Origin of the sequence: Paenibacillus sp. 22594, from assembly GCF_052044425.1 — a bacterium.
Classification (GTDB): domain Bacteria; phylum Bacillota; class Bacilli; order Paenibacillales; family Paenibacillaceae; genus Paenibacillus_AQ.
This window is the reverse complement of record NZ_JBQENA010000004.1, coordinates 195,340-219,138: the sequence shown is the minus strand read 5'-3', so window position 1 is coordinate 219,138 and position 23,799 is coordinate 195,340. Positions and strand designations below refer to the sequence as shown.

Genomic DNA, 23,799 nt, shown 5'->3' with positions numbered 1-23,799 from the left:
GGAGGGGTGGTTCATGAAGCGTGGCTGTGTAATCTTATTGTTGCTTACAGCATGTGTACTGCTCTCCGGCTGCTGGAGCAGCTCGCTGATTGAGAATGTAAATCTGATAGTAGGTGTTGCACTGGACACCGAGGATGAAACGGAAGTTGAAGCGGGATTTGAGCGTGAAGGCGGAGATTACCCGAAACGGAAAAAAGTATCTTGTACCTACCAATTTTTTATTCCGCAAGGTACGGTGGGACCCCAAAAAGGAGGCTCACAAACCAAAACCAAAAATTATCATAATATGACTGAAACGGGAGACTCCATTTTTGAGGCTTTACGGGAGCTTTCACTGCGTGAAAGCCGTAATCCGATTGGTAGTCACCTGAAAACGATAGTGATTGGAGAGCAGCTTGCACGTTCAAGGAATATCTCCGAACTCGTAGACTTCTACATCCGGGATAATGACATTCGGCCAAGTGTTTTGCTGGTGGTTAGCAGTGGAAGGGCCAGGGACATACTGAGTAATGCGCTGCCGGGGCAAATCCCCGCCTTTGTGCTAGATGGTATTTATGAGAACAGGGACCGGAACACGAGAATATGGGAGCCTCTGACTATAGCTAAGGTAATCGGTCCATTGCATGGGAAAACAAGCTTTTTACTGCAAAATGTAATTATTTCAGGCAAGGAGGTCAAATTTGCGGGAGCGGGCGTGATCAAAGGTAAAACGGGAACGCTCAGCGGCTTTCTGGATGAGTCGGAGCTGGAGGGTTTGGTCTGGCTTAAGGGAAAGGGGAAGGGTGGAGTCCTCAAGACACATGACCCGGATAGCGGCAAGCTCATTACGTATGAAATCAAATCGATGAGCAGTAAAATCAAGGCGAAAGTGGAGGACGACGACATCTCTTTTGTCGTTAAGATAGAGTCTACAGGAAGATATGCTGAAACATTCACCCCCGGCGGGAAAAAATTGGACGAGGCCTTGGTGGAGAAAGATGAGCAAACACTGCAGAAGCAGGCGAAAGAGCTGGTTCAATCCACTGTGAACAAAATGCAGCATGAACTGAAGGTCGATGTTGCGGGATTCGGCACCAGCCTGCGCATCCAGCACCCCGCCGTATGGCGGAAGGTCAAGGAGGATTGGGAAGAAATATTCACCAAGATCCCGGTTACTTATGAGGTGAAGGTGGAAATTGAAGATTACGGGGCATCAGGTATAACATCTGAATAAAAGGGGAGCCTTGAACCCCGGGAAGTATGCCGTGAAAATAGCCAGACTATTGCTCATGAAACGGGCAGTCTTTAGAAAATGGCAGGGAGAAGCATGAGGATCATGCGCCTTCCTGCCATTTTGTACTTATGGGCTTCCTTTCCATGTTTTCCACTCCTGCATATTAATTTTCCTTTCAAAGAAAGATAACCACCTATATAATGGGAATCAGCTGTGGTTGATTTGGTTGAAAATTGAAATTTAAACTGATTTGAACAGGAGGTTAGTGCTGAAATGACATCCAAATCGGTTGTCCCCATCCTGCGCCTAAGCACGTGGTCCATGAATGGGAAATTGCACGACTCTATGGTGTATGTCAAGGTGCAGGGAACAGAATTTTAGAGGGAGATGATGGATTGAAACAGAAAGGCGCATTTTCGAGGTTGAGTACATATATGTTGAAGCACAAGCTGCTCTATACCGTACTGCTGCTGATCACATTGTTCAGCATTGTTCTGGATCTGACAATGGCCTGGTTTTTGGCCAGAATTACGGATGCAGCGGTCCGTATGGATGTGAATGCTTTTTCCGGCCTTGCCTGGTTCGGGGGGCTTTTCCTGATTACCGCAGGCGTGAGCAGCTATTTCAGTGCCTACCTCAAAATCAATATCTCCGCCAAGATCAGAAATGAGCTGCGCCTGGATTTGATGAACCATACGCTGCTGCTGCCACAGTCCTATTTTGACCGCAATCATTCCGGAGATCTATTATCCCGTTTTACCAATGATAATCAATCGGTCGGAGAAGCCTGCGGACAGGTTATGATTGATCTTTTGCGCAATCCGCTCTTGGCTGTGGCGTCTTTTGCCTATCTGATCTATATTAACTGGCTGCTTGCACTGATCTGCATTACGATGGGGCCGCTGCTCTATCTGGTCGGTAAGGTTTTTGGCAAAGCGATGCGGAAGAACAGTGTGCAGGTACAGGAGAATATGAGCCGGACGACTTCATTTCTGAACGATATTCTGGGCAGCAGTATGGTCTTCAAGGCATTCTCGATTGAGCGCAGACTGATGAAGCAGTACAAAGGATACAGTGACAGCATTAATGCCGGAGAACAGAATCGGGGACGGATTGAAGGGGCTACGGGGGCACTGTCCTCTGTGCTAGGAAATCTCACCTTTTTGCTGGCTCTGGTCATCGCCGGATATTTTGTCGCCAAAGGTTCGCTTGAGGTAGGAGCCATGATCGCATTCATTCAATTGATGAATTATCTGGTTATGCCTTTCTCGGCGCTGCCGGGACTTGTGGCCTCCATGCAGCAGTCGCTGGGAGCGGCGCAGCGGATTTTTGAGGTGATGGATGCGCCTGCTGAGGTAGAGGCTCTGCCTGAGAAACAAATGCAGCATCCCGAGTTTGAGCAGCTTAATCTGTCGGCGGTAACGTTCAGTTATCCCGGGGCCGGGAAGCTTAGCTTAAACCAGGTTAGTCTTGAATTGCCGCAGGGGATGCAGATGGCGGTGGTCGGGTCGAGTGGAGGCGGGAAGTCTACGCTATTCAAGCTTCTGCTGGGCTTCTATAAACCGGATGAAGGTGAGATTTTAATCAATGGCAAAACGGTTCAGGGGATGAGTCTGGAGCAGCTTAGAAGCCATTTTGCCTATGTACCTCAGGAGTCCGGGCTGTATACAGGCAGTATCCGCGAAAATATCCGCAATGGCAGGCAGGACGCCTCGGAGGAAGAGGTAATAGAGGCGCTTCGTCAGGCCAATGCCTATGATTTTGTAATGGAGCTGCCTGAAGGGGTAGACTCTGAGATCGGCGAGCATGGCTCGCGGCTCTCTGGCGGCCAGCGCCAGCGGCTTTCGATTGCGAGAGCGATGCTGAAGAACGCGCCGATTCTGCTGCTGGATGAAGCAACAGCCGCGCTGGATAACGAATCGGAAAAAATGGTGCAGCAGGCCATCCGCAAGCTGATGAAGGGCAAAACCACCATCGTTATTGCCCACCGTCTGTCAACGATTCAGAGCGCCGACGTTATTCTGGTGATGGAGAACGGGGAGATTGTAGAGCGCGGGGGTCACGAGGAGCTGCTTGCGGCAGAAGGGCGCTACTATGATCTCTACAATTCCCAGCTGGAGCAGGAGGAAGCAGAGGGGCAGGAAGAAAGAACACAGGAGTACACGGAAAAGCAGGGGGCTCGGGTGGCAGGTACGGAGAACACGGACCGTTCAGGACATAAGCTGCCCGGACAAGAGGTTGCAGCTGGCGAGGTATAGTGCAGAGAAAAACTTGTGATGTCAAGAATTCGATTGGATTATTCCGGAGCAGGCGCGGCGGCGACCTGCTCTTGGAATTATCCCAATAGATGGAATGTTTACCTTGCGCTCAAGAGGCTGAGGATATTGTTAAAAGGAGTATTCTGAATGAATAATTCTATGAGATTTTCTTATGGCAGCCACCCATCTCAGTTCGGCGTTTTACATTTACCTGATTCAGAAGGGAAGCTCCCGGTGATTATAACTGTTCATGGCGGATTCTGGAGATCACAATTTGGCCTTGAGGAGACCGAGGAGATAGTAAAGGATTTGGTCCAGCGTGGATTTGCAGTTTGGAATATAGAATATCGCAGAATTGGAGAAGAAGGAGGGGGGTGGAAAGGGACATTTTCTGATGCTATTTCAGCAGTGAATTATATTTCAACGCTTAGTGAGCAGTTTCCACTTGATCTCTCGCGTGTCATGCTTCTGGGTCATTCAGCTGGCGGACAATTAGTGCTTTGGTTAGCTTCCCTTGCTCATGAAAACGGTAGTGAAGAAAATTTCGAACCATTGCTGGTGTCCATTCGTGGGGTTATTAGTTTGGCAGGCGTTTCGAACTTACGGAAAATGTGGGAAATACATACCCAAAAGGATATCCTTAGTCCTGTAGAATCCTTGTTGGCAGGGTCACCAAATGAAGTTCCAGAAAGATATCATTTGGTATCGCCAATGGAAAGGCAGTCTTCCCAGATCGAGCAATTTCTTATTCATGGTGAAATGGATCTTCATGTGCCAGTCGAATTCAGTATTGAATACGCTCAAAAAACTGTTGAGCAGGGTGGGAAAGCACACTTAATAGTTATTCCAGGAATCGAACATTTTCAAATCATTAACCCTACATCTTCTGCTTGGAATACCGTGATACATTACTTGAAATCTTCCTGTTAAAGGAAGCATAAAATCATAGCCGCAATACGGTGATCGGCTCGTTGTCGCAGATTTCGCCGTTGTCATGGAAGCCGAAACTTTCATAGAGCTTTTTGGCGACGATGTTATCGGCTTCATATGGGATCCAGCAGTAATGTGCGGGCCCGGCCGGAAAGGTGCAGATAAATTCCAGGATTTTTGTCATGGCTTCCCGGCCGTAGCCCCGGTTCTGATACTGCTTGCCGATCATCAGCCGCAAGATGCAATAGCTGTCGTCCGCGATGGACGGCAGTTCGTATCCGGTGATTCCATAAGTGAGCATCACAAAACCAACCGGCTGCTCATCCGCGTAAATGGCAAACGGAAATGGGTGTCCCCCATTGGTTGCAAGGACATAACACGAAGCCACGCTTGACAGATTGGATGCCACGAAGCGGTTCTGATCTTCTGAAACTTCCAGATTGAATACGGTACGCCGGTTTTCCAACGTGATTGTTCTAAGCGTAATCATGTAGGGCTTCCCCTTTCGGTCGAATAGTCACCTGGGCCCAAACGCTATTGTTTATTCTCCCAGGACGTATGTTAAAATGGCATTAATACATTCTACCAGACAAGGAGGCCGCTATGCAGCCGATACTCCCCGAAGATATCCAGTTCCGGATCGATGATCTTACCGGTCAGGAGCTATATGTACACCTTGAACTTACGACAGGCGCCTATGCCAGTCATTTGGACAGCACCCGGCACCCGGCGTCGGCGTTCATCTCCAATGCGGTCATCCGATATACGCAAGGTTCCATCTCTGGTACGGGTCCATACCGGGTGGGCTTAAAGACAACGCTCGGCTGGATTTATGCCGAGGGCCTTACACACGTTGATGAGATGGACAAGGAACGGCTAATTCTGGCCGGCCACGATAGTCAAGGAAAGCTAATCGTTGCATTGCAACTGAGCCGGGAAAAGTTCTGATGAAAGCGGAGGATCAAGCACCTATGAATCATAAGCAAGCCAAGCATCAGCGAATCCTTGTTATATTACCCCATCCCGACGACGAATCTTTTGTTGCATCAGGGACGCTTTCGATGTACATAGACAGCGGTGCCGAGGTCACCTATGCCTGTCTGACCCTAGGAGAGATGGGGCGCAACATGGGCATCCCGCCGTTCGCGAACCGTGTCACCTTGCCGGCAATCCGCAAGGATGAACTGGCAGCCTCCTGCCTTGCGATTGGTATCCAGGATCTAAGAATGCTCGGGTTCCACGATAAAATGATCGAATTCGAAGACCAGGAACTTCTGGACTCTCAGATTATGGAGCTGCTCAAGGAACTGACCCCATCGCTGGTCATCACCTTCTATCCAGGGTACAGTGTGCATCCCGATCACGATGCCACCGGAGCTGCTGTCATCCGAACGATTGGCCGGCTCCCTGCGGCAGAGCGCCCATTGGTATATTGCAGCGCGTTCGCCAGCAATCACGAGCAGATGATCGGAAAAGCGGATGTTACCGTAGACGTGACCGCATTCCTTGCGAAGAAAATGGCCTCGATTCAGGCGCACCGTTCGCAATTCCAAGCGGCAGAGCTTGTGGGGAACCAGGATCTTACGGAAGAGGAAATCCGGAACCGGTTTGGAACAGAACAGTTCTGGACCTACCGGTTTGCTGAATCTTCGTAAGATAAACATGAAACTATACGGAGTCTTTAGTTATCTGATATCAAGTGGAAACGGATTCGCCATCCTCTGAAAAGCTTATGCTTCCGAAGCAGCGATACTACGCATCGCTTTCAGGCATCCGTTTCAAGCGAGAAATGTATAAATTTGCACAAAGGGTGCCTTACTGCCGAGTTCAAAGAACCGGAGTAAGGCACCCTTTGTGCTGCTGCAGAACAAGCTTACGCTCTCTATTCCACAGTGTGCAGGATGAACTTGTCGATGGCGTATTTCACGCCGTCTTCATTGTTACTGAGGGTGATGAAATCGGCAATGTCCTTCAGCGCCGGGATCGCGTTAGCCATCGCTACGCCAAGGCCGGCAGCTTCGAGCATTTCGTGGTCATTCCAGGAGTCGCCCACGGCGATGGTTTCGGACAGCTCGCAGCCGAAGTGGGCTGCCAGGAACTCCAGAGCCAGACCCTTGGTGCCCTCATGGTGCATGATTTCCAGGAAATGCGGCTTGGATTTCGTGATGTGTACAGAATCGCCCAGCAGCTCTCGCAGAATCGGAGATAGCTCATCCAGGAAGGCCGGATCGTCGATGATCAGCATTTTTGGTGTTTTTTGCGGAACAAGCTTTTCCCAGTCCGGCTCAATAAAGTATTGGGTTCCGTTGAGCGTGGCATAGTCAATCAGCTTTTGATTTTCTTCACGCGCATACAGCTTGTCATCAATGTAGGTCTGTAAGTGCAGGTTATGCTCTACGCAATAGCTGAACAGCTTCCGTACGGCATCTTGTGGCACATAACGCTCGTAGAGCACCTTTTCATCCATCAGGTTCTTCACAAGTGCACCCTGGTAGGTGATAATCGGCACGTTCAGTCCGGTCTGGCGGGCGATAGCCTGCGCTGAAGCATAGGCACGTCCGGTAGCCAGGGTAACCACAACACCTGCGGCAACGGCTTGTTCCAGCGCTGTTTGTGTAGCAGGGGTAACTTCCTTAGTATCCGTAATCAGGGTGTCGTCAATATCAATTGCAATCAATTTGTACATGCAGGTTCTCTCCTAATGGTTTGGTGAGCGCAGCCGTAGGAGTGTTTCCACACTATGGAATACGCTGTAGTAAGTGTGCTGTGAGCCTATGCGGAAGGCTTGGCTCTTTCTCTAATCAAGCTAGCAGAGCGCTAGCCTGGCGAAAATATGGTTTACATTGAAAATAAGGGCTGCTCAGTCCGTTGCAAGCTTGCGGCCTCTCCCCATGTGGCGAGTGATGATGCTGCTCCGGGGTGAAGACTGCTGCCGCATGATGACAAATGAAATCATGGGCCTGATCAAATCATTTGTCTGATGAAATCAGAAGGCCAGGTTCTTCACTTTCTAGGGCTGCAGGTCCAGGCTCAGGGCTAAGCTCAGCCATCAGCATGGCGGCAAGAATACATAGACATCCAAGTAGCACAGACACGCCGAGCGATTCCCCGCCAAACGCCAGTCCTGTCAGGGCGGCGAATACCGGCTCCGTGGCAAAGATAATCGCCACCCGGGAGGGTGTGGTGTATTTCTGGCAGGCGGTCTGAATCCAGAAGGCAAACGCGCTGGTCGGGCCGATGGAGATGAGCAGTGCCCACAGTACCTCTGGTTTCATGATCAGTGCCCCGCTGTGCGCAAGCGGGGCAGGCCCATCCACGAGCAGGGAAGCGAGGACGCTGAGCAGCCCGACAAAGGCAAGCTGCAGCGTGGCCAGCGGCAGCGCCGGATAACGCGGAGCATATACGCCGGTATATGCGACCTGCAGCGCAAAGGCGACAGCACATAGCAGGACCAGTGCGTCGCCCTGGTTCAGGGACAGCGCGGAGCCGGTGAAGGTGAGCAGGTAGAGGCCTGCCACCGCGAGTCCCGCGCTGAACCAGGTATACCGGGAAATGGCATGTCTTAACAGCGCCAGTGACAGGAAAGGGACAAGCACTACCGACAGTCCGGTTATAAATCCGGTGTTGGACGTGGTGGTATAGAGCAGTCCCATCGTCTGGAAGCCATAGCCTAGGAACAGAAAAAGACCCAGCAGTAAGGCGTGCCCTGTCATGCGCCAGCTTAGCAATCTCCATTCCCGGCGGTAGAAAACGGCGGTGATCAGCGCCAGCAGCAGGGCGGCACCGATGAACCGGATGCTGTTAAATGCGAGCGGCGGCAGCACCTTGACTGCGTTTTGCACAATCAGAAACGTACATCCCCACATCATCGCCACCAGCAGCAGACTGAGATCGGCTATTCGGGAGCGATTCACAGTGGTCATCCTTTCTTGGTACGAGAGTTTCGGATCAAGTTGTCCAAATTGTATCTTAAAACAGGGGGGAGGACAAGACAGAACTATGCGCAGGGCAGGCGGGATAAGGGCCTTGGTACCCGAAAAACAACCAAAAGCTGGACAAAAAAGCCAGCAATTGATATACTTCGATAACCGTACACTTGTTCTTATTTTTGTATAAGATAACCCTACACCTTAGAAAGGAGCGGGTACACCATGATGGGCAAATCCCATTTCATCATTAGCACCGGGGTTACCCTATCCGTCATGAGCCTGCTCGGCCATGAGATTACGATTCCGGCGGTTGCCGTAGCGGGACTTAGCGCCCTCTTACCTGATATCGATGAGCCAAATTCACTGCTGGTGCGCAAAGCTCTGCCTGAATTCCTGCTGCGGATCCTGCAAGTGGCTCTAATTGGGGCCGCCATCTATCTGTATTTTGCCGGAATCGCCGCACCGCCCTGGAACGTCGCGCTGGCGCTGCTTGTCGGAAGCGTATCCTTCCTGCCGGGCAGGCGGCTGCGGCATCTGGTGATGCTGCTGCTGGCACTGGGGCTGTTTGCGTTCGCGGAGGACTACGACCCATGGAACTACATTGCAGCCTGCGTACTTGTCGTATCCTCGGTTGTTCCGCACCGCGGACTGACACATACGCTGTACGGCGTGGCCGGCTGGGGAGCGTTGCTTTATTTTGCCTCGCTTGGCATGAATGACGGCGGCAGCCTGTGGATTGCCGGAGGCATGTCCTACGCGCTGCACCTGCTGGCCGATTCCCTGACCCAGCGCGGCATTACCCCGCTGCCTCCTCTGCCCTTCAAGCTTCGTCTGAAGCTGATGAGCACAGGGACGAAGAAGGGCAATGCGGTGGAGAAGTTCTGCATCATACTTACGCTTGCACTGGTTACGTATGTTTTTGTGCTTACTCCCGGTATATAGAGTGCTTTTGCCCGAGGACATCAAAAAGGCTTTCTGCGGATCATTCACAGAAGGCCTTTTTGGTCGTTGGAAAAAGGGAGGGCTCTATCCTGCAAGAGTGTCTCATCCCTCTTTCCAGATTCGGCTCCGCTAACCGGGAGCTATTCCTCCAGGAAAATCAAACCGATGAAGTCCTCCGGCTCAATCCGGCCGAAATAATGCTTCAGGTCAAGCCCAGATAGGGCGTCTCTGACCTCTGCATCTTCATAGCGTTTGCCGCGCAGCGCGTTCTCCACGTCCACTACATCGCCGACGCCGAAGAAATCGCCGTAGATTTTGATATCCTTAATGTAGGAATCTTCAATGTCCATGCGGATATCGACGAGCCCTGCCGGGAACTTGCGGGTATGCTTCACGTTGCTTTTTGGCGAGAGTCCGTAATTCCAATCCCAGTTCTGGTAATGCTCCTTGGAAATTTCGTTAATCCGCACCCAGTCGTCCTGGGTCAGCTTGTACTGCGGAACCTCGGAGGGCTCCATGCCGAAGATGGAACGCAGCAGGCCCTCACGGAATTCCTCAATGGTCATGTCGCTTCCAAGCAGCTCCTTGATATTAGCCACACGGCTGCGTACAGATTTGGTGCTCTTGGATTTAAATTTCTCCGGGTTCACATTCAGTGAGGCCTGCACATCGTCCAGATTGAGATCGAACATCAGGGTGCCGTGGCTGAACATGCGTCCGCGTGTGGAGAACTGGGCATTGCCGGAGATTTTTTGCTCCCCGACCTGGAGATCATTGCGTCCGCTCAGCTCGGCATTCACACCCATGGACTGCAGGTAGTCGATGACCGGCTGGGTGAATTTCAGGAAGTTATGAAAAGACTGTCCGTCGTCCTTGGTAATGAAGCTGAAGTTGAGATTTCCGAGATCATGATAGACAGCCCCGCCGCCGGACAACCGCCGCACGACCTGAATATTGTTGTCCTTCACGTATTCCTGGTTGATCTCTTCAATGGTATTCTGATGTTTGCCGATGATAATGGACGGGCTGTTGATATAAAAAAGCAAATAGCTGTCGTCCATCGGCAGATTCTTGAGCGCAAATTCCTCAATCGCGAGATTGATCGATGCGTCTGTAATTCCGGTGTTATCGATAAAAAGCATAGTAAATTCCTCCGCTTGGGCATGATTAACTGCTGTAGTTATTTTAAACCAAAAGTGTGGATTGTACAAAAGAACCAATGGTTGTGAGGCAGAGGCATGTCTGCGGCAAGCGGCATTGTCTTGCGGTACGGGGATGCGAAACATTGACGTATTTCCGGCAATGGAGCAATAATGGGGACAATGAGTGAATAGAAAGATGAAGAGGAGTGTAGGCATGCTTGAAAAATACGGCCACGGCGGCGATTTGCTGACGGCTGCGGAACTGTACGGGGAGGGGAGCGGCGCTTTTGTTGATTTTAGCGCTAATATCAACCCCCTTGGTCCGCCGCCCGGTGTGCTGGACCTGCTGCGTAATTCATTGTCTGTTGTGACGGCCTATCCGGATCCAGGGCACCGCAGACTGAAGTCCCTGCTTGCGGAGAATCTGGGGGTAGACAACGACTGCATTACGGTGGGCAACGGGGCGGCGGAATCGATGGCGCTGCTGCTCCTGGCTGTGAAACCGCGTAAGGTGGGCATCATCGAGCCCTGCTTCTCGGAATACCGCCAGCTCGCAGAGCAGTTCGGTGCAGAGGTCATATCCGTTCAAGGCACGAAGGAGCAGGGCTACCGTGCCGGTGCGGATAACATCGCCGGACTGCTGGAACAGGTGGATCTGCTGTTCCTCGGACAGCCGAATAACCCGAATGGCGTTCAGTATGCGCTGGACGACCTCCGGCTGTTGGCGCAGCAGGCGGAGCGCTGCGGGGCGGTGCTGGCGGTGGATGAAGCGTTCATCGACTTCATCCCCGAAGAGCGGCGGCAGTCGCTGCTGCCGGAGCTTGGGACTTATCGTCATACGGTGCTGATCCGCTCGATGACGAAGTTTTACGCCATTCCGGGGCTGCGGCTAGGCTTCACCATCGCAGCTCCGGAGCTTGCCGCCGCCATGACCGGCAAGCAGGTGACCTGGAGCGTGAACAGCCTGGCACTGCTGGCCGGAGAAGCCTGCCTGCGCAGCGGGCGCGAGTATGAGCAGCGCACGCGCGAGCTGATCGCGGCAGAGCGCGAAGCGCTGCGGCAGGGTCTGCTGCGGCTCGGCTGCGAGGTGCCGCCGGGCGAAGCGAACTTCCTGCTGCTCGGACTGCCCGCAGGGTGGAGCGCTGCAGCTATGCAGGAGAAGCTGGGCCGCAGCGGCATTCTTGTGCGCAGCTGCGCGATGTATCCGGGCCTTACGCCGGGGCACATCCGCGTCGCCGTCAAAGGATACGAGGACAACGCACGTTTTCTTCACCAACTGGAGGAGACGGTGCGGGCGGGAGTCTGAGGGCTTATAGCAGCAGAGTAAGTAAATGATGACGGTAACGGAGGATGGACTAAGGTCCGGAGCAGGCTGTATTAAGCTGACTAAAATAGGCGAAATGAGTGTGGCGGAATGGCTCTTCTCGCTAATCTGAATATAGAGTTGATTGCTAGGTGGAATTAGTAAAACTAATTTGCTGAAATCCACGCTGCAGCGGCATTAGTGGGATTTTCTACAACTAAATCAGGCGGAATTCCTACATATCGGCCGATAGGGCTGGATTAGGTTTACTTTTTCCAACTGTTGCTTTTTGGAGAGCGGACCGGTGCAGATTAATGGGAGGAATTCCACTTATATATCAAGGTCGTCTGAGTATGTCCCCATTCCACTGGAATGGTAAGATGTTCATATCAAATCATACATAATGGTAAATAAGAGCGACATGAAACTATTTATCTATTGTACAGAAAAATCATTTTAGGGGTGTGAAATTATGAATATAGAAGTTGTAAAAGTACCTTTGGAAGAGAAAGCAATATTGAAAAATCTATTAAAAATGTACTGCTACGAGTGGTCACAGTATAATAAATTTGATGTAAATGACAAAGGCGAATATGAATTTGAATATCATATTTCTGATTATTGGGATAAAGAAAAACACTATCCGTTTTTCGTGAAAGTTAATGGAATATTAGCAGGGTTTGTACTAATTGATGATGATTTTGTATTACATCCTAATTATGATTATTCAATGGGTGAATTTTTTATTTTGCATAAGTATCGTCGATCCGGAGTAGGACGATATGCGGCAAAAGCTGTATTTGACATGTTTCGCGGGAAATGGGAAATAGGAGAACATCCGGATAATATTTCGTCTGTTGGATTTTGGGATAGCATTATTAATGAATATACGGATGGTAAATATGAAATCATAAAATCTTGTCCAAATCTTGTATATCATGATGGAACATGTGGTAACGTTATTTCATTTGTGAATTAGAGTTTTTTCTGTGTCAGATGGGTATGATTTGAAATCACTTCTAGTGTTTTATGAAGATAAATAGAATTTTGTTCATCAAAGGATTTTTAAGTTTAAATTAATGCTGCGAGAGGAGCGGGATCAAATGGGCGAAGTACAGCTTCCTTTTAACCCAGGCAGCGGCGCTACGGTGTATCACTCTAGCGTCTGGCCTGGACTTGTGCTCGAATGGAAACAGGAGCATCTGCTGCTGGAATTCCCGGTTGAAGCGGAAGGGCTGTCGAGCGCGGTGTACGGCGGCGGGATGGTCCGTCTGAAACGGGCCGTCAACCAGTTCGTCAGCCGTGATTATGAGTGCAGCAATCCGGTGCGCGATATGGAGGACAAGTTGCGCGAATGGGGTTACCCGCTGGAAGGCTGCGCCGGTCTGATGACAGCGGTGCCGCTGGAGCATGCTGCCGTTGCCGAGGAGGATATCGGCTCGGCGGGTATTTTCTGCTGTGTTACCGCAGCCTCCGGTAATGCCGCGCGCGCTGGAGTCCGGCGGAACGTACTGGCCGCTTACCACTCCGGGACGATCAATATCATGCTGGGCATTGACGGTCGACTGACTCCGTCCGCGATGGTCAATGCCGTGATGACGGCAACCGAGGCGAAGGCTGCCGCACTGGCCGATCTCGGGGTCACGGATCCCGAGAATGGCCTGATTGCCACTGGTACCACTACAGATGCTGTTGTGCTCGCAGTGAGTGGGAGCGGACGCTACGCCGCAGAGCATGTCTACGCCGGAACCGCCACCGACCTGGGTGGAGCGATTGGCAGGCTGGTGTACGCGGCTGTAACGGCAAGCCTCGGATCAGTGAAGGCGGCCCAGCCAGCAAGAAAGGCCAGCCAATGAGCCTCATAAGCAACAAGCCGTTTGCGGGTGCTGCCTGGTGATGCTTGCTATTATATTACTTGCAGCCTATGTGCTGGACCGGATTATAGGCGACCCGCGCAGTATCCCTCATCCGGTGGTGCTTATGGGAAAAGCGATCACAGCTCTTGAACGGCTGATCCGCCGTTTCTGCTCTCAACCGCGCACTCTGAAACGCGCAGGAATCCTGCTTCCGCTGCTGATAGCAGGCGGAGCCTGGGGAGTGACAGCAGCCCTTCTACTGCTGCTGTCCCGGGTCTCGCCTTGGCTGGGCTGGGCAGCGGAGGTCTGGCTGATCGCTACAACTATTGCCTCTAAGGGACTTAAAGATGCCGGGATGGCCGTCTATGTGGAGCTGCGCAAGGGAGATATCTCTGCAGCCCGGACAGCGCTCGGCATGATCGTTGGCCGCGACACCACCAAGCTGGAGAGCCCGGATATTGTCCGGGGTACGGTGGAGACCGTGGCGGAGAATATCGTGGATGCAATTATTTCTCCGCTGTTCTTCGCCCTGCTCGGCGGAGCACCGCTGGCCATGGCTTACCGTGCGGTGAATACGCTGGATTCCATGGTCGGCTACAAAAACGACAAATACCGTGATCTCGGCTGGGCCTCTGCCCGGCTCGATGACGTAGCCAATTACATAACCGCGCGGATGACAGCAGTGCTGTTAGTCTTGTGCGCCTGTCTGCTGCATCTGGACTGGCGCAGCAGCTGGCGTATTGTGCGGCGCGATGCGCGCCGCCATCCCAGCCCGAACAGCGGGTTCCCCGAATCGGCGGTAGCCGGAGCGCTTGGCATCCGTCTGGGCGGCGAAAATGTATACCACGGAGTGGCCTCGTTCCGCGCCTACATGGGCGACCCCCTCCGCTCTATGGAGCCGAAGGATATTATTCTTGCCTCAAGGCTGATGCTGTGGTCTTCCGCCATATTTGTCTGCCTGTGTGCAGCGGCGGCTATGCTGTGGCACGGGATTGGAGGCTGAGTCAGAGAGATGGCAAATGATCGGGCCGGTTTGGACGCTAAGCATATACTGAATCCTGAATCTATGCTGGGCGCTCGGAATGAACGGAAACCTGAGGAAGAACTGAATCCTGAGCATGAACCAGACCCTGGACATGATGCGGACCCTGAGTGTGAACCGGACCCTGAGAATGGACAGGCATGTGAGAGCAAAGTAGAACTTCAAGTTGAGCTTGAGCTGGTGCTGATCCGTCATGGACATACCCAGTGGAATGCTGAACACCGTTACCTGGGCAGCACCGATCTTCCACTGCTGCCTGAATCGGAGGTGAAGCTGTCTGCTCTTCGGCATCAGCCCGAACTCGCCGGCACCTTCTGGCGTGTGTACTGCAGTGATTTGCGCAGATGCCGCGAGACACTGGCGGTCATTGCCCCTTCCCTTGGGCAGTCGGCAGTGTACGATTCACGGCTGCGCGAGATGAGCTTTGGCGCTTGGGAGGGACAGAATTATGAGCAGCTGCAAAATAATCCAAGCTATCGGAGCTGGATTGATGATCCTACGGCGTTTACCCCGTCGGACGGAGAATCCTGGGCAGAATTCACCGGACGCGTGGAGAGTTTTTTGTCTGAACTGCTCCATATAGCTGCCGAGGCGCCTGGCCTTAGGAATGGACCTTTTCGTGTGCTGATTGTGACTCACGGCGGCGTTATCCGCCAGATGCTGGCTCGGACAACCGCGGGGCTTTGCTTCCGTGAAGCCGCGGCACCTCCGCCGGGAACTGCAACCACGGTGAGGCTGCGGTGGCGCGGAGGGGAAGAAGGCAGCTGTCACTGAGTAAAGTTGAAAAAGGAAAACAAATTTGTGGATTTCACTGATTTTTCGATGAATAGGTGGAAAAAGTAGATTTAATCACCTTCATTTTCATCCATCTAGCGCTATCTGGCAGAATTATATGGAATTTTTTTCAGCTAAACATCTCCATGGTGGTCCCTCAGCAGAAAGAAGTGGATAAATTCCACCAAAGCTAGCTACCTCGCAAATAGGGGGAATTTGTGTTCCAAACAGCCGTAAGCGAGCGCCCTGGGCATCCGGCCTTTTCAGCTTTTACAGCCATAGAACCACAGCGGGAAGAAATTCCCGGGCTGTGGTTCTTTTTTTACGGAGAGGACTGTGCCATGATAGCTATGGGGGCGATGGAAGCATGTTCAAGGATTTCAAGCTCATTGCCGGCCGGCCGGTATACATTCAAGTGAAAGATTACATGAAGCAGCTGATCCTCAAAGGCGCCCTTCAGGGAGACCAAAAGCTGCCGTCTACCCGCGAGCTCAGCACACTGCTGGGGGTCAGCCGCAATTCGGTCATTTCCGCCTACGAGGCACTTACGGATGACGGCTTCACCTATGCGGTTCAGGGCCAGGGAAGTTATGTATCACAAGCCGCAGCTGAGCAAGCCGGGAGTCCCCGGGATTCCGCGTGGACAGTAGACTGGAAAGAGCGGCTGAGCAGCCAGGCCAGGCTGGCCGAGGAACTGGATATCATGAAGCGGGGGATACGCGCTGCGAAGGGTACAATTTCTTTTACCAGCATCGCACCCGATGAGAGCCTATTCGATCTGGAAAATGTAAAACGGGCGTTTATGGAACGAATGGCGGTGGAAGGCAATGTTCTGCTGAACTACGGCTATGCCAAGGGGTATAAGCCTTTAATAGACTATTTACGGCAATATATGGAGCACAAGGGCGTAGATACGCGGGGCAAGGACATTCTGATTACGAACGGTTTTACCGAAGGGTTTGATGTCGTATTGACCGCACTCGGCCGCAAGGCTGGGGCGGTGCTCTGCGAGAATCCGACGCATCACACGGCGATTAAGAATATGAAGCTGCACGGTTTTGAGATTGCGGGTGTGCCTATGGAGCGGGACGGCATCCATCTGGGTGAGCTGAAGCGGGCGCTTGAGGCGCGTGAGTATGACTGTGCGTATTTTGTCCCTTCCTACCACAATCCAACGGGCATCGTCATGTCTCCCGAGAAAAGACAGCGGCTGATGAAGCTGATGACGGAGTACAAGGTACCGGTGATCGAGGACGGTTTTAACGAGGAACTCCGGTATTCGGGTTCCCACGTGGCTCCTCTGATCGCAGCAGCGGGCGGCGGGAATAGCGTGGTCTATCTGGGGAGCTTCTCCAAGGTGCTTTTTCCCGGACTGCGTGTGGGCTGGGTGCTTGCGGATCAGGAGCTGATCTATTACCTGGAAAGCGTCAAAAGAGCGCGAAGCATTCATACCTCAACGCTGGATCAATCAATTCTGTATCAATATCTGCTTGGCGGCAATCTGGAGAAATACCTGAAACGGGCGAGAGCGGAATATAAGCGCAAATACGAGCTGACCCTGGCCTGCTGCCAGGAGCATATTCCGTATGCATCCCTCACCGGGGATGGGGGCCTGCATCTTTTTATAACGTTTGCCGAGGGCTTCAGCACGAGGGAGCTGCTTACGGCATGCCGGGAGCAGGGGGTTATTTTTACGGCGGGAGATATGTTCTATACGAATGGGCAAGGGCAGAACACACTGCGGCTGGGATTCTCCAGGGTGGCTGACGGGGATATCCGTAAGGGCGTTGAAATTATTGGCAGCACTGCACGGCAACTACTGGGATGAAGAGGGGTTAAGAGAATGAGAAGAGTAGGCGTAATTATGGGCGGGGTATCCTCGGAATATGAGGTGTCGCTGAATACGGGCAGAGAAATGCTGAAGCATCTGGACCGCAGTAAATATGAAGGCGTCCCGGTAGTCATTTCTTCGCGGGAAGAGCTGGTTGATGCGGTAAAAGGTCTGGATTTCGCGCTGCTTGCCCTCCATGGAGCCTACGGCGAGGACGGGACCGTACAAGGGACGCTGGAAACGCTGGGTATTCCATATTCCGGCAGCGGTGTGCTGTCCAGCAGCCTGTGCATGGATAAAGCGCTGTCCAAGACCATTCTCCGCAGCAAAGGTGTGAACACCCCAGCCTGGATCTGCCTGGACCGTATGGAGGATTTCGTGCCGGAAGCTGTAGAGAAGCTCGGATATCCTGTGATGGTAAAACCAAATTCGGGCGGCTCCAGCATCGGCATGACAAAGGTGAACAGCCGTGCGGAGCTGCGGAGCGCGGTAGAGAAGGCTTTTGCCGCTGACCGTTCGGTGCTGATCGAAGAATATACCGAAGGCCAGGAAATCACCTGTCCCATTCTCGGAGGAAAGATGCTGCCCGTTATCGGCATCCGCTCACTTGGAGCGGATTGGTTCGATTACAGTGCCAAATATGAGCTGGGCGGTGCGGAGGAGCAGGTTATTCAGCTGCCAGCAGAGCTTGAAGAACGGGTGCGTGCGGCGGCTTTGACCTGCTATCAGGCGCTGAAGTGTACAGTATATGCGCGGGTGGATATGCTGCTAAAGGATGGCATTCCTTATGTGCTTGAGGTAAACACATTGCCGGGCATGACAGAAACGAGCCTGCTGCCAAGAAGTGCGCTTGCTTCCGGATATACCTTCAGCGGGCTGCTGGATGAGATTATCTCCGGCTCGCTTGCAGAGCGACGGGGGATCGCGGCGGGACCGGAGGTTTCAGTCGCAGCAGGCATACCGGGAGTCTGGGGCGCACAGGGAGAAGACGGTAACGAAAATAAGCAGGACGCTCAGAGTTTGCGGGACACGCAGGCACTGCAGACTGTGCGGCAGGGGGCTGTCAACTATGGATAAACACAAACGGTTTCAGCAACAGGATCACAGCGCCCAGCTGAGCGAGCGGATTGCTCCGCGTGTACGGGAGATAGCGCCTTCGGGCATCCGTGCTTTTTTTGATCTCAGTGCGGGTAACAACGAGATTATATCACTGGGTGTGGGCGAACCCGATTTCGCTACCCCTGAGCATATCAGAGCTGCTTGTATCCGTGCATTGGAGCGGGGAGAGACGAGTTATACCCCGAATGCCGGGCTGCCGGAGCTGCGGGAGGAGATTGCCCGCTATCAGCAGGAAAGCTTTGGGCTGTCCTATCAGCCTATGGAGGAGGTGCTGGTAACGGTGGGCAGCAGTGAAGCCCTTGATCTGGCGCTGCGTGCCTTCACCGCTCCGGGTGATGAGGTAATCATTCCTTCGCCCAGTTATATTGCCTATTCGCCGATCGCCTATTTGAATGGGGGAACATTGGTGGAAGTGGAGGCTACTGTGGAGCAGGGCTTCAAGCTTACCGCCGAGGCGCTGTGCAGAGCTATTACCCCGCGCTCCAAGCTGCTGATGGTGAACTTTCCGAATAACCCCACAGGGGCGGTCATGTCTTACGAGGATTGGCTTCCGATTGCAGAAATCGTAAAAGCCCATAATCTGATCGTACTTTCGGATGAAATCTACGCCGAGCTGACCTATGACAGCAAACATGTCAGCATTGCTTCGCTTCCCGGTATGAAGGAGCGGACGATCGTAATCAGCGGGTTCTCCAAAGCCTTCGCCATGACCGGCTGGCGGGTCGGTTATGCCTGCGGGAACCGGGAGCTGCTGTCTGCAATGCTGAAAATCCATCAGTATACGGCGATGTGCGCGCCTGTTCTGGGCCAGATTGCCGCGATAGAATCGCTGCGCCACGGATTGCCGGACAAAAACAAAATGAAAGAATGCTTCCGGCAGCGCCGTTCACTGTTTGTAGAAGGGCTCAGATCCATCGGGCTGCATTGCCATGAGCCGCAAGGGGCTTTTTATGCCTTCCTTTCTATTAAGCATACCGGAATGACATCAGAAGATTTTGCGCTTCGTCTGCTGCGGGAAGCAGGGGTTGCTGCTGTGCCGGGCCAAGTGTTCGGTACGGGCGGTGAAGGTCATCTCCGCTGTTCCTATGCAGCTTCCACAGCGAAGCTGACCGAAGCGCTCGAACGGATGGAAGGTTTTATGAAGGTGAAAATGTAATTGTAAGATTAATCTCTATCCCCTATAATCCATAAGGAAGAAATAGGGAGTAATAGTGACGAAATAGCTGGCGAGCCGCAGCAGAGGGCCCTCTTCTTCAAAGAAGGGGGCCCTTCTAATTTCAATGCAAGAACAAACAGGAGGCTATAATGATGATTTCAGCAATTGAAGAAGTAACGGGACGGATTGCTCCGCCGGATGAACAAGCCGAACTGCAGGCAGAGCTTCGCCTGAACAGTCTGACCAAGCCGCCGGGAAGCCTCGGACGTCTGGAAGCTTTAGCTGTCCGGCTGGCCGGTATCTCGAAGAAGGCGCAGCCCAGTTACGGTACACGTACTGTTGTTGTAATGGCTGCCGATCACGGTGTCTGCTGTGAGGGGATCAGTGCTTTTCCGCAGGAAGTCACTGTGCAGATGGCCTATAATTTTCTCACAGGTGGGGCAGCGGTCAATGTCCTGGCCCGTCAGGCTGGAGCAAGTGTGCAGTTCGTGGATATCGGAATCAATGCGGAGCTGGAGCATCCGGAACTGATCAACCACAAAGTGCGGCCGGGAACGGACAATATGGCAGCTGGACCAGCCATGAGCCGGGAAGAGGCTCTTCAGGCTGTACTTGTCGGTGTAAATGTTGCCCGGGAAGCGGTTAAGAACGGAACGGAGATTTTTATAACCGGTGAAATGGGCATCGGTAATACAACGGCCAGTGCCGCCATTCTGTGCGCTCTGGAGGGCATCTCGCCGGAGGTTGCTGTAGGCCGAGGAACAGGGATTGATAATGAACGGCTGCTGCACAAAATTGAAGTCGTGGCGCGTGCACTGCGCGTGAATTCTCCGAACCCGGCAGATCCGATGGATGTGCTTGCCAAGGTAGGCGGACTTGAGATCGCCGGTCTGGCCGGTCTCATTCTCGGAGCTGCTGCACTGGGTGTACCGGTCATTCTTGACGGATTTATCTCCGGTGCCGCTGCACTTGTGGCGAAGGCCATTGCGCCTGAATCCACAGCATATATGATCGCTTCCCATGTATCGAACGAGCAGGGCCATACGCTGATGCTGGAGCGCCTGGGACTGGAAGCGCTGCTCGATTTGGGACTGCGTCTGGGCGAAGGAACGGGAGGCGTGCTTAGCCTTCACCTGATTGACGCGGTCAGCCGCATCATGACCGAGATGGCTACCTTCGAGAGCGCCGGAGTATCCGGGGCTGAGGGGAAATGAGCATCCTTGTAACCGGAGGAGCGCGGAGCGGCAAAAGCAGCTTTGCCGAGCGGCTGACGCTCTCCCTGGCGGATCAGGCCGTATATGTGGCTACCGGACAAGCCTTTGATGAAGAAATGAAGGCAAGGATTGCTCTGCACCGCAAGCTTCGCGAAGCGAATGGCAGTGCCTGGGAGACGATGGAGGAGCCGCATGCTCTGCCAGCGCTTCTGGACCGTCTTTCTGGCGGAAAGGCGGTGCTTGTGGATTGCCTGACGCTATGGCTCTCCAATGTGCTGCTGTCCGTGGAGGATCAGGAGGACAGACAGGAGCGGGTGGAGCGGGAAATCGCCCGCTTGGAGCACAGTGTATCGTCCTTTCAGGGTACGCTGGTGCTGGTGACGAATGAGGTGGGGGATGGCATTGTGCCGGAATATGCGCTTGGCCGGCTGTACCGGGATCTGGCCGGACGCATGAATGCGCTACTGGCCCGGAGCAGTAAGCAGGTCTTTCTGGTCACTGCCGGCATTCCGATAGAGCTGAAAAGCAGGGAGTATCTGCTATGAGCGCACGGGGGGATGCTGCCGCCGCATTTCAGTTTCTTTCGCGGTTTCCGGTCAAGGGTGGCGGGGATTTCTCCCGCGATCTGCTGCAGCGCAGTGTGGTCTATTACCCGCTGGTTGGCGCAGCCATCGGGCTGAGCGCGGCGCTGGGTGCAGGCATCGCGGCCTGGCTGCTGCCTGCCTTGCCTGCTGCTGTGATCACCCTCATTCTGTGGGTGGGGCTGACCGGCGGCCTGCATCTGGACGGCTGGATGGATAGCGCGGATGCGCTGCTCAGTTACCGTACACGTGAGCGAATGCTGGAGATTATGAAGGACAGCCGCGTGGGGGCCATGGGGGTGCTGGCCTGCGTGCTGCTTCTGCTGCTGAAGGCCTCGCTGCTAGCGGCATTCATCGAAGGCGGCTCCTGGGCGGAGCTGCCGCTGCTCCTGCTGCCGCCGGTCTGGAGCCGCTGGTACATGGTGCGGGCTATGGCCCGCTACCCGCTCGCCCGCGGCAATGAAGGGCTGGCCGCCAGCTTCAAGGGGCTGCCTGCCCGGCAGGAGCGGCGCACGCTGCTGCTGGCGGCGCTGCTCTCGCTGGCCGCAGCCGCCGCGCCTCTGGCGCTCGGCGCGGATAGCGCCTGGCCGCAGCTGCTGGCAGCGGCCATCCTTGCGCCGGCCCTGGCGCTGGCCTGCGGCACGCTTGCGGCGCGGCGGATCAGCAGCCGGCTCGGCGGGCTCACCGGCGATGTGTACGGCGCGCTGAACGAGCTGCTGGAGGCGCTGCTCCTGCTGCTGCTGGTGCTGCTACAGCATAACCTGTAGCGCGCCGAGCCTTAGAACGCTTATCATAGCCGGCCTGTGTGCCGGCTTATTTTAAAATATAAGCATTTATATGTTTCATGTTATGAATTGAATAATCCTTATATTTCTCTTGCAGCAGAATAATAGCAAGGAGGCTTGGCATGGAAGATCAAGCAGCTACTACACGAATGACGCCACAGCCTGCGGCTGTGCTGATGATCCAGGGAACGGCATCGGATGTCGGGAAGAGCCTGGTCACCGCTGCCATTGGACGGATTATGACCCGGGACGGGTACCGGACTGCGCCCTTTAAGTCGCAGAATATGGCATTGAATTCCTACGTCACTGTGGACGGCAAGGAAATCGGCCGTGCCCAGGGCATGCAGGCTGAAGCATTCGGCACTACAGCCACCACCGACATGAATCCGATTCTGCTGAAGCCCTCCGGCGAGATGAGTGCGCAGATTATAGTGCACGGCGTGCCGCATGCAGCGCTGAGCGCCCGCGAATACCGGGAGAAATTCCTGCCGGAAGCCAAAAGCACGGTGATGGATGCGCTCGGACGGCTGCGGAGCTCTTATGATGTCGTATTGATGGAGGGCGCAGGCAGTCCGGCTGAGATCAACCTAAAGGCGAGGGATATCGTCAATATGAATCTGGCGGGATGGGCGGATGCCCCGGTGCTGCTAGTGGCTGACATAGACAGGGGCGGTGTGTTTGCTTTTCTGGTCGGTACCCTGGAGCTGCTGGAGCCGCATGAGCGGGCCCGTGTCAAAGGCTTCATTATCAATAAATTCCGCGGCGATCTGTCGTTGCTGCAGCCTGGGCTCGATTGGCTGGAGCAGCGGACAGGCATACCGGTTCTGGGAGTCCTGCCATTTCTCCCTCAACTGCGGATCGAAGCTGAGGATTCCGTGGTTCTGGAAGGAACGTCGGGACGTTTGCGGGCAACACAGGGCCAGGAGCTGGATATCGCCATCATCCGCTACCCGAGAATCTCCAACTTCACCGATTTTGATCCCCTGGAGGACGAGCCGGATACTGCTGTTCGTTATGTGACAGCCGCTGATGAGCTGGGAACTCCGGATGCCATCATCCTGCCGGGGACCAAGAACACTGGGGCCGATTTGGACTATCTGCGGGAACAGCGTTTCCCGGAAGCCATCGCAGCCGCAATGAACCAGGGGACCAGGCAGCTTGTTGGCATCTGCGGAGGGTATCAGATGCTGGGGCTGAAGCTGTATGACCCGTATGCGGTAGAAAGTTCAGAACCAGGTGAAAGAGAAGGGCTTGGACTTTTACCGCTGTCCACTTCTTTTCTCCAGCAGAAGACTACGGTCCGTGCCAGCGGTGTACTGGCTCAGAACCATCCGCTGCTCTTAGGCGGGACGCCTCCCGGATCAGAAACGGCGCTCTCTATTGAAGGGTATGAAATTCATATGGGAACCACTGTGAACCATGATCCCTCTTTGGTCAGAAGCCTCTTTCAGCTGAAGGGACCGGAAGGGAGTACGCAGCCCGAAGGTTGGGGAACACCGGAGGGCCAGGTCTGGGGAACCTATCTGCATGGATTGTTCCACAATGACGGCTTGCGCAGAGCCTGGCTTGATGGTCTAAGACTTTCCAAAGGGCTTATACCGCTTAGGCAGACCTTCTCGGCAGCAGCACTGCGCGAACAGGAGTTTGACAGGTTGGCGGATAGCGTGCGTGCGAACCTTGACATGGCAGCGGTCTATGAGATCATGGGGTTAACTCAATAAGTG

At 53.7% G+C, this 23,799-nt stretch carries 22 protein-coding genes; 18 read left to right on the top strand and 4 right to left on the bottom strand.

Annotated elements, in window-relative coordinates:
* The first annotated feature begins 13 nt into the window (after positions 1-13).
* The 3 genes from ACTJKB_RS15050 (at position 14) to ACTJKB_RS15040 (ending at position 4,401) form a co-directional block, all read left to right on the top strand.
* Complete coding sequence (locus tag ACTJKB_RS15050; protein WP_440835013.1) at positions 14-1,213, top strand: Ger(x)C family spore germination protein; 1,200 nt, start codon at positions 14-16, stop codon at positions 1,211-1,213.
* Positions 1,214-1,647: 434 nt separating this feature from the next.
* Positions 1,648-3,471: an ABC transporter ATP-binding protein gene (locus ACTJKB_RS15045; protein WP_440835011.1), complete on the top strand. Its 1,824-nt coding sequence runs from the start codon at positions 1,648-1,650 to the stop codon at positions 3,469-3,471.
* A 147-nt stretch (positions 3,472-3,618) separates the two neighbouring features.
* The gene (locus ACTJKB_RS15040) at positions 3,619-4,401 is read left to right on the top strand and encodes an alpha/beta hydrolase family protein (RefSeq protein ID WP_440835009.1); all 783 of its coding nucleotides are present in this window, start codon (positions 3,619-3,621) and stop codon (positions 4,399-4,401) included.
* A gap of 13 nt (positions 4,402-4,414) precedes the next feature.
* Here the strand turns inward: ACTJKB_RS15040 and ACTJKB_RS15035 are convergent, their stop codons facing one another.
* A complete protein-coding gene (locus tag ACTJKB_RS15035) occupies positions 4,415-4,891 on the bottom strand; it encodes a GNAT family N-acetyltransferase (protein ID WP_440835008.1) in 477 nt (158 codons plus the stop codon).
* 113 nt (positions 4,892-5,004) lie between these two features.
* On the opposite strand from ACTJKB_RS15035, the gene ACTJKB_RS15030 reads away from it, so the two are divergent.
* Complete coding sequence (locus ACTJKB_RS15030) at positions 5,005-5,349, top strand: YojF family protein (protein WP_440835006.1); 345 nt, start codon at positions 5,005-5,007, stop codon at positions 5,347-5,349.
* A 23-nt stretch (positions 5,350-5,372) separates the two neighbouring features.
* Positions 5,373-6,056, top strand: coding sequence for a bacillithiol biosynthesis deacetylase BshB2 (bshB2, locus tag ACTJKB_RS15025; protein ID WP_440835004.1), 684 nt, complete (start codon positions 5,373-5,375; stop codon positions 6,054-6,056).
* 227 nt (positions 6,057-6,283) lie between these two features.
* Here bshB2 and ACTJKB_RS15020 read toward each other — a convergent pair whose 3' ends face one another.
* Both ACTJKB_RS15020 and ACTJKB_RS15015 read right to left on the bottom strand, forming a co-directional pair.
* Positions 6,284-7,087 carry a Cof-type HAD-IIB family hydrolase gene (locus ACTJKB_RS15020; RefSeq protein ID WP_074101583.1) on the bottom strand — a complete coding sequence of 268 codons (804 nt, stop codon included), beginning with the start codon at positions 7,085-7,087 and terminating at the stop codon, positions 6,284-6,286.
* 283 nt (positions 7,088-7,370) lie between these two features.
* Positions 7,371-8,315, bottom strand: coding sequence for a DMT family transporter (locus ACTJKB_RS15015; protein WP_440835608.1), 945 nt, complete (start codon positions 8,313-8,315; stop codon positions 7,371-7,373).
* 237 nt (positions 8,316-8,552) lie between these two features.
* Here ACTJKB_RS15015 and ACTJKB_RS15010 point away from each other — a divergent pair, with 237 nt between their 5' ends.
* Positions 8,553-9,272, top strand: coding sequence for a metal-dependent hydrolase (locus ACTJKB_RS15010; protein WP_440835003.1), 720 nt, complete (start codon positions 8,553-8,555; stop codon positions 9,270-9,272).
* A gap of 140 nt (positions 9,273-9,412) precedes the next feature.
* Here the strand turns inward: ACTJKB_RS15010 and ACTJKB_RS15005 are convergent, their stop codons facing one another.
* Positions 9,413-10,414: a lipoate--protein ligase gene (locus ACTJKB_RS15005; protein WP_074084915.1), complete on the bottom strand. Its 1,002-nt coding sequence runs from the start codon at positions 10,412-10,414 to the stop codon at positions 9,413-9,415.
* Positions 10,415-10,628: 214 nt separating this feature from the next.
* On the opposite strand from ACTJKB_RS15005, the gene cobD reads away from it, so the two are divergent.
* The 12 genes from cobD to ACTJKB_RS14945 all read left to right on the top strand — a co-directional run bounded on the left by cobD (position 10,629) and on the right by ACTJKB_RS14945 (position 23,796).
* A complete protein-coding gene (cobD, locus tag ACTJKB_RS15000; RefSeq protein WP_440835607.1) occupies positions 10,629-11,720 on the top strand; it encodes a threonine-phosphate decarboxylase CobD in 1,092 nt (363 codons plus the stop codon).
* Positions 11,721-12,189: 469 nt separating this feature from the next.
* On the top strand, positions 12,190-12,696 hold the full coding sequence (locus ACTJKB_RS14995; protein ID WP_440835000.1) for a GNAT family N-acetyltransferase: 507 nt from the start codon (positions 12,190-12,192) through the stop codon (positions 12,694-12,696).
* A gap of 124 nt (positions 12,697-12,820) precedes the next feature.
* A complete protein-coding gene (locus ACTJKB_RS14990) occupies positions 12,821-13,573 on the top strand; it encodes an adenosylcobinamide amidohydrolase (protein ID WP_440834998.1) in 753 nt (250 codons plus the stop codon).
* A gap of 37 nt (positions 13,574-13,610) precedes the next feature.
* On the top strand, positions 13,611-14,576 hold the full coding sequence (gene cbiB / locus ACTJKB_RS14985; protein WP_440834996.1) for an adenosylcobinamide-phosphate synthase CbiB: 966 nt from the start codon (positions 13,611-13,613) through the stop codon (positions 14,574-14,576).
* Between the two features lie 9 nt (positions 14,577-14,585).
* Positions 14,586-15,389 carry a histidine phosphatase family protein gene (locus ACTJKB_RS14980; protein WP_440834994.1) on the top strand — a complete coding sequence of 268 codons (804 nt, stop codon included), beginning with the start codon at positions 14,586-14,588 and terminating at the stop codon, positions 15,387-15,389.
* A 367-nt stretch (positions 15,390-15,756) separates the two neighbouring features.
* Positions 15,757-17,217 carry a MocR-like pyridoxine biosynthesis transcription factor PdxR gene (gene pdxR / locus ACTJKB_RS14975; RefSeq protein ID WP_440834993.1) on the top strand — a complete coding sequence of 487 codons (1,461 nt, stop codon included), beginning with the start codon at positions 15,757-15,759 and terminating at the stop codon, positions 17,215-17,217.
* A gap of 15 nt (positions 17,218-17,232) precedes the next feature.
* Positions 17,233-18,297: a D-alanine--D-alanine ligase gene (locus ACTJKB_RS14970; protein ID WP_440834992.1), complete on the top strand. Its 1,065-nt coding sequence runs from the start codon at positions 17,233-17,235 to the stop codon at positions 18,295-18,297.
* The gene (locus ACTJKB_RS14965; RefSeq protein ID WP_440834991.1) at positions 18,290-19,495 is read left to right on the top strand and encodes an aminotransferase class I/II-fold pyridoxal phosphate-dependent enzyme; all 1,206 of its coding nucleotides are present in this window, start codon (positions 18,290-18,292) and stop codon (positions 19,493-19,495) included. Before ACTJKB_RS14970 ends, ACTJKB_RS14965 begins: the two co-directional genes overlap by 8 nt.
* A gap of 152 nt (positions 19,496-19,647) precedes the next feature.
* A complete protein-coding gene (gene cobT, locus ACTJKB_RS14960; protein ID WP_440834990.1) occupies positions 19,648-20,709 on the top strand; it encodes a nicotinate-nucleotide--dimethylbenzimidazole phosphoribosyltransferase in 1,062 nt (353 codons plus the stop codon).
* The gene (cobU, locus tag ACTJKB_RS14955; RefSeq protein ID WP_440834988.1) at positions 20,706-21,254 is read left to right on the top strand and encodes a bifunctional adenosylcobinamide kinase/adenosylcobinamide-phosphate guanylyltransferase; all 549 of its coding nucleotides are present in this window, start codon (positions 20,706-20,708) and stop codon (positions 21,252-21,254) included. The genes cobT and cobU overlap by 4 nt, the downstream gene beginning before the upstream one ends.
* Positions 21,251-22,057 (top strand): adenosylcobinamide-GDP ribazoletransferase, encoded by an 807-nt coding sequence (gene cobS / locus ACTJKB_RS14950; RefSeq protein WP_440834986.1) that lies wholly within the window; start codon positions 21,251-21,253, stop codon positions 22,055-22,057. The genes cobU and cobS overlap by 4 nt, the downstream gene beginning before the upstream one ends.
* Positions 22,058-22,197: 140 nt before the next feature.
* Positions 22,198-23,796, top strand: coding sequence for a cobyric acid synthase (locus tag ACTJKB_RS14945; RefSeq protein WP_440834984.1), 1,599 nt, complete (start codon positions 22,198-22,200; stop codon positions 23,794-23,796).
* Positions 23,797-23,799 lie beyond the last annotated feature (3 nt).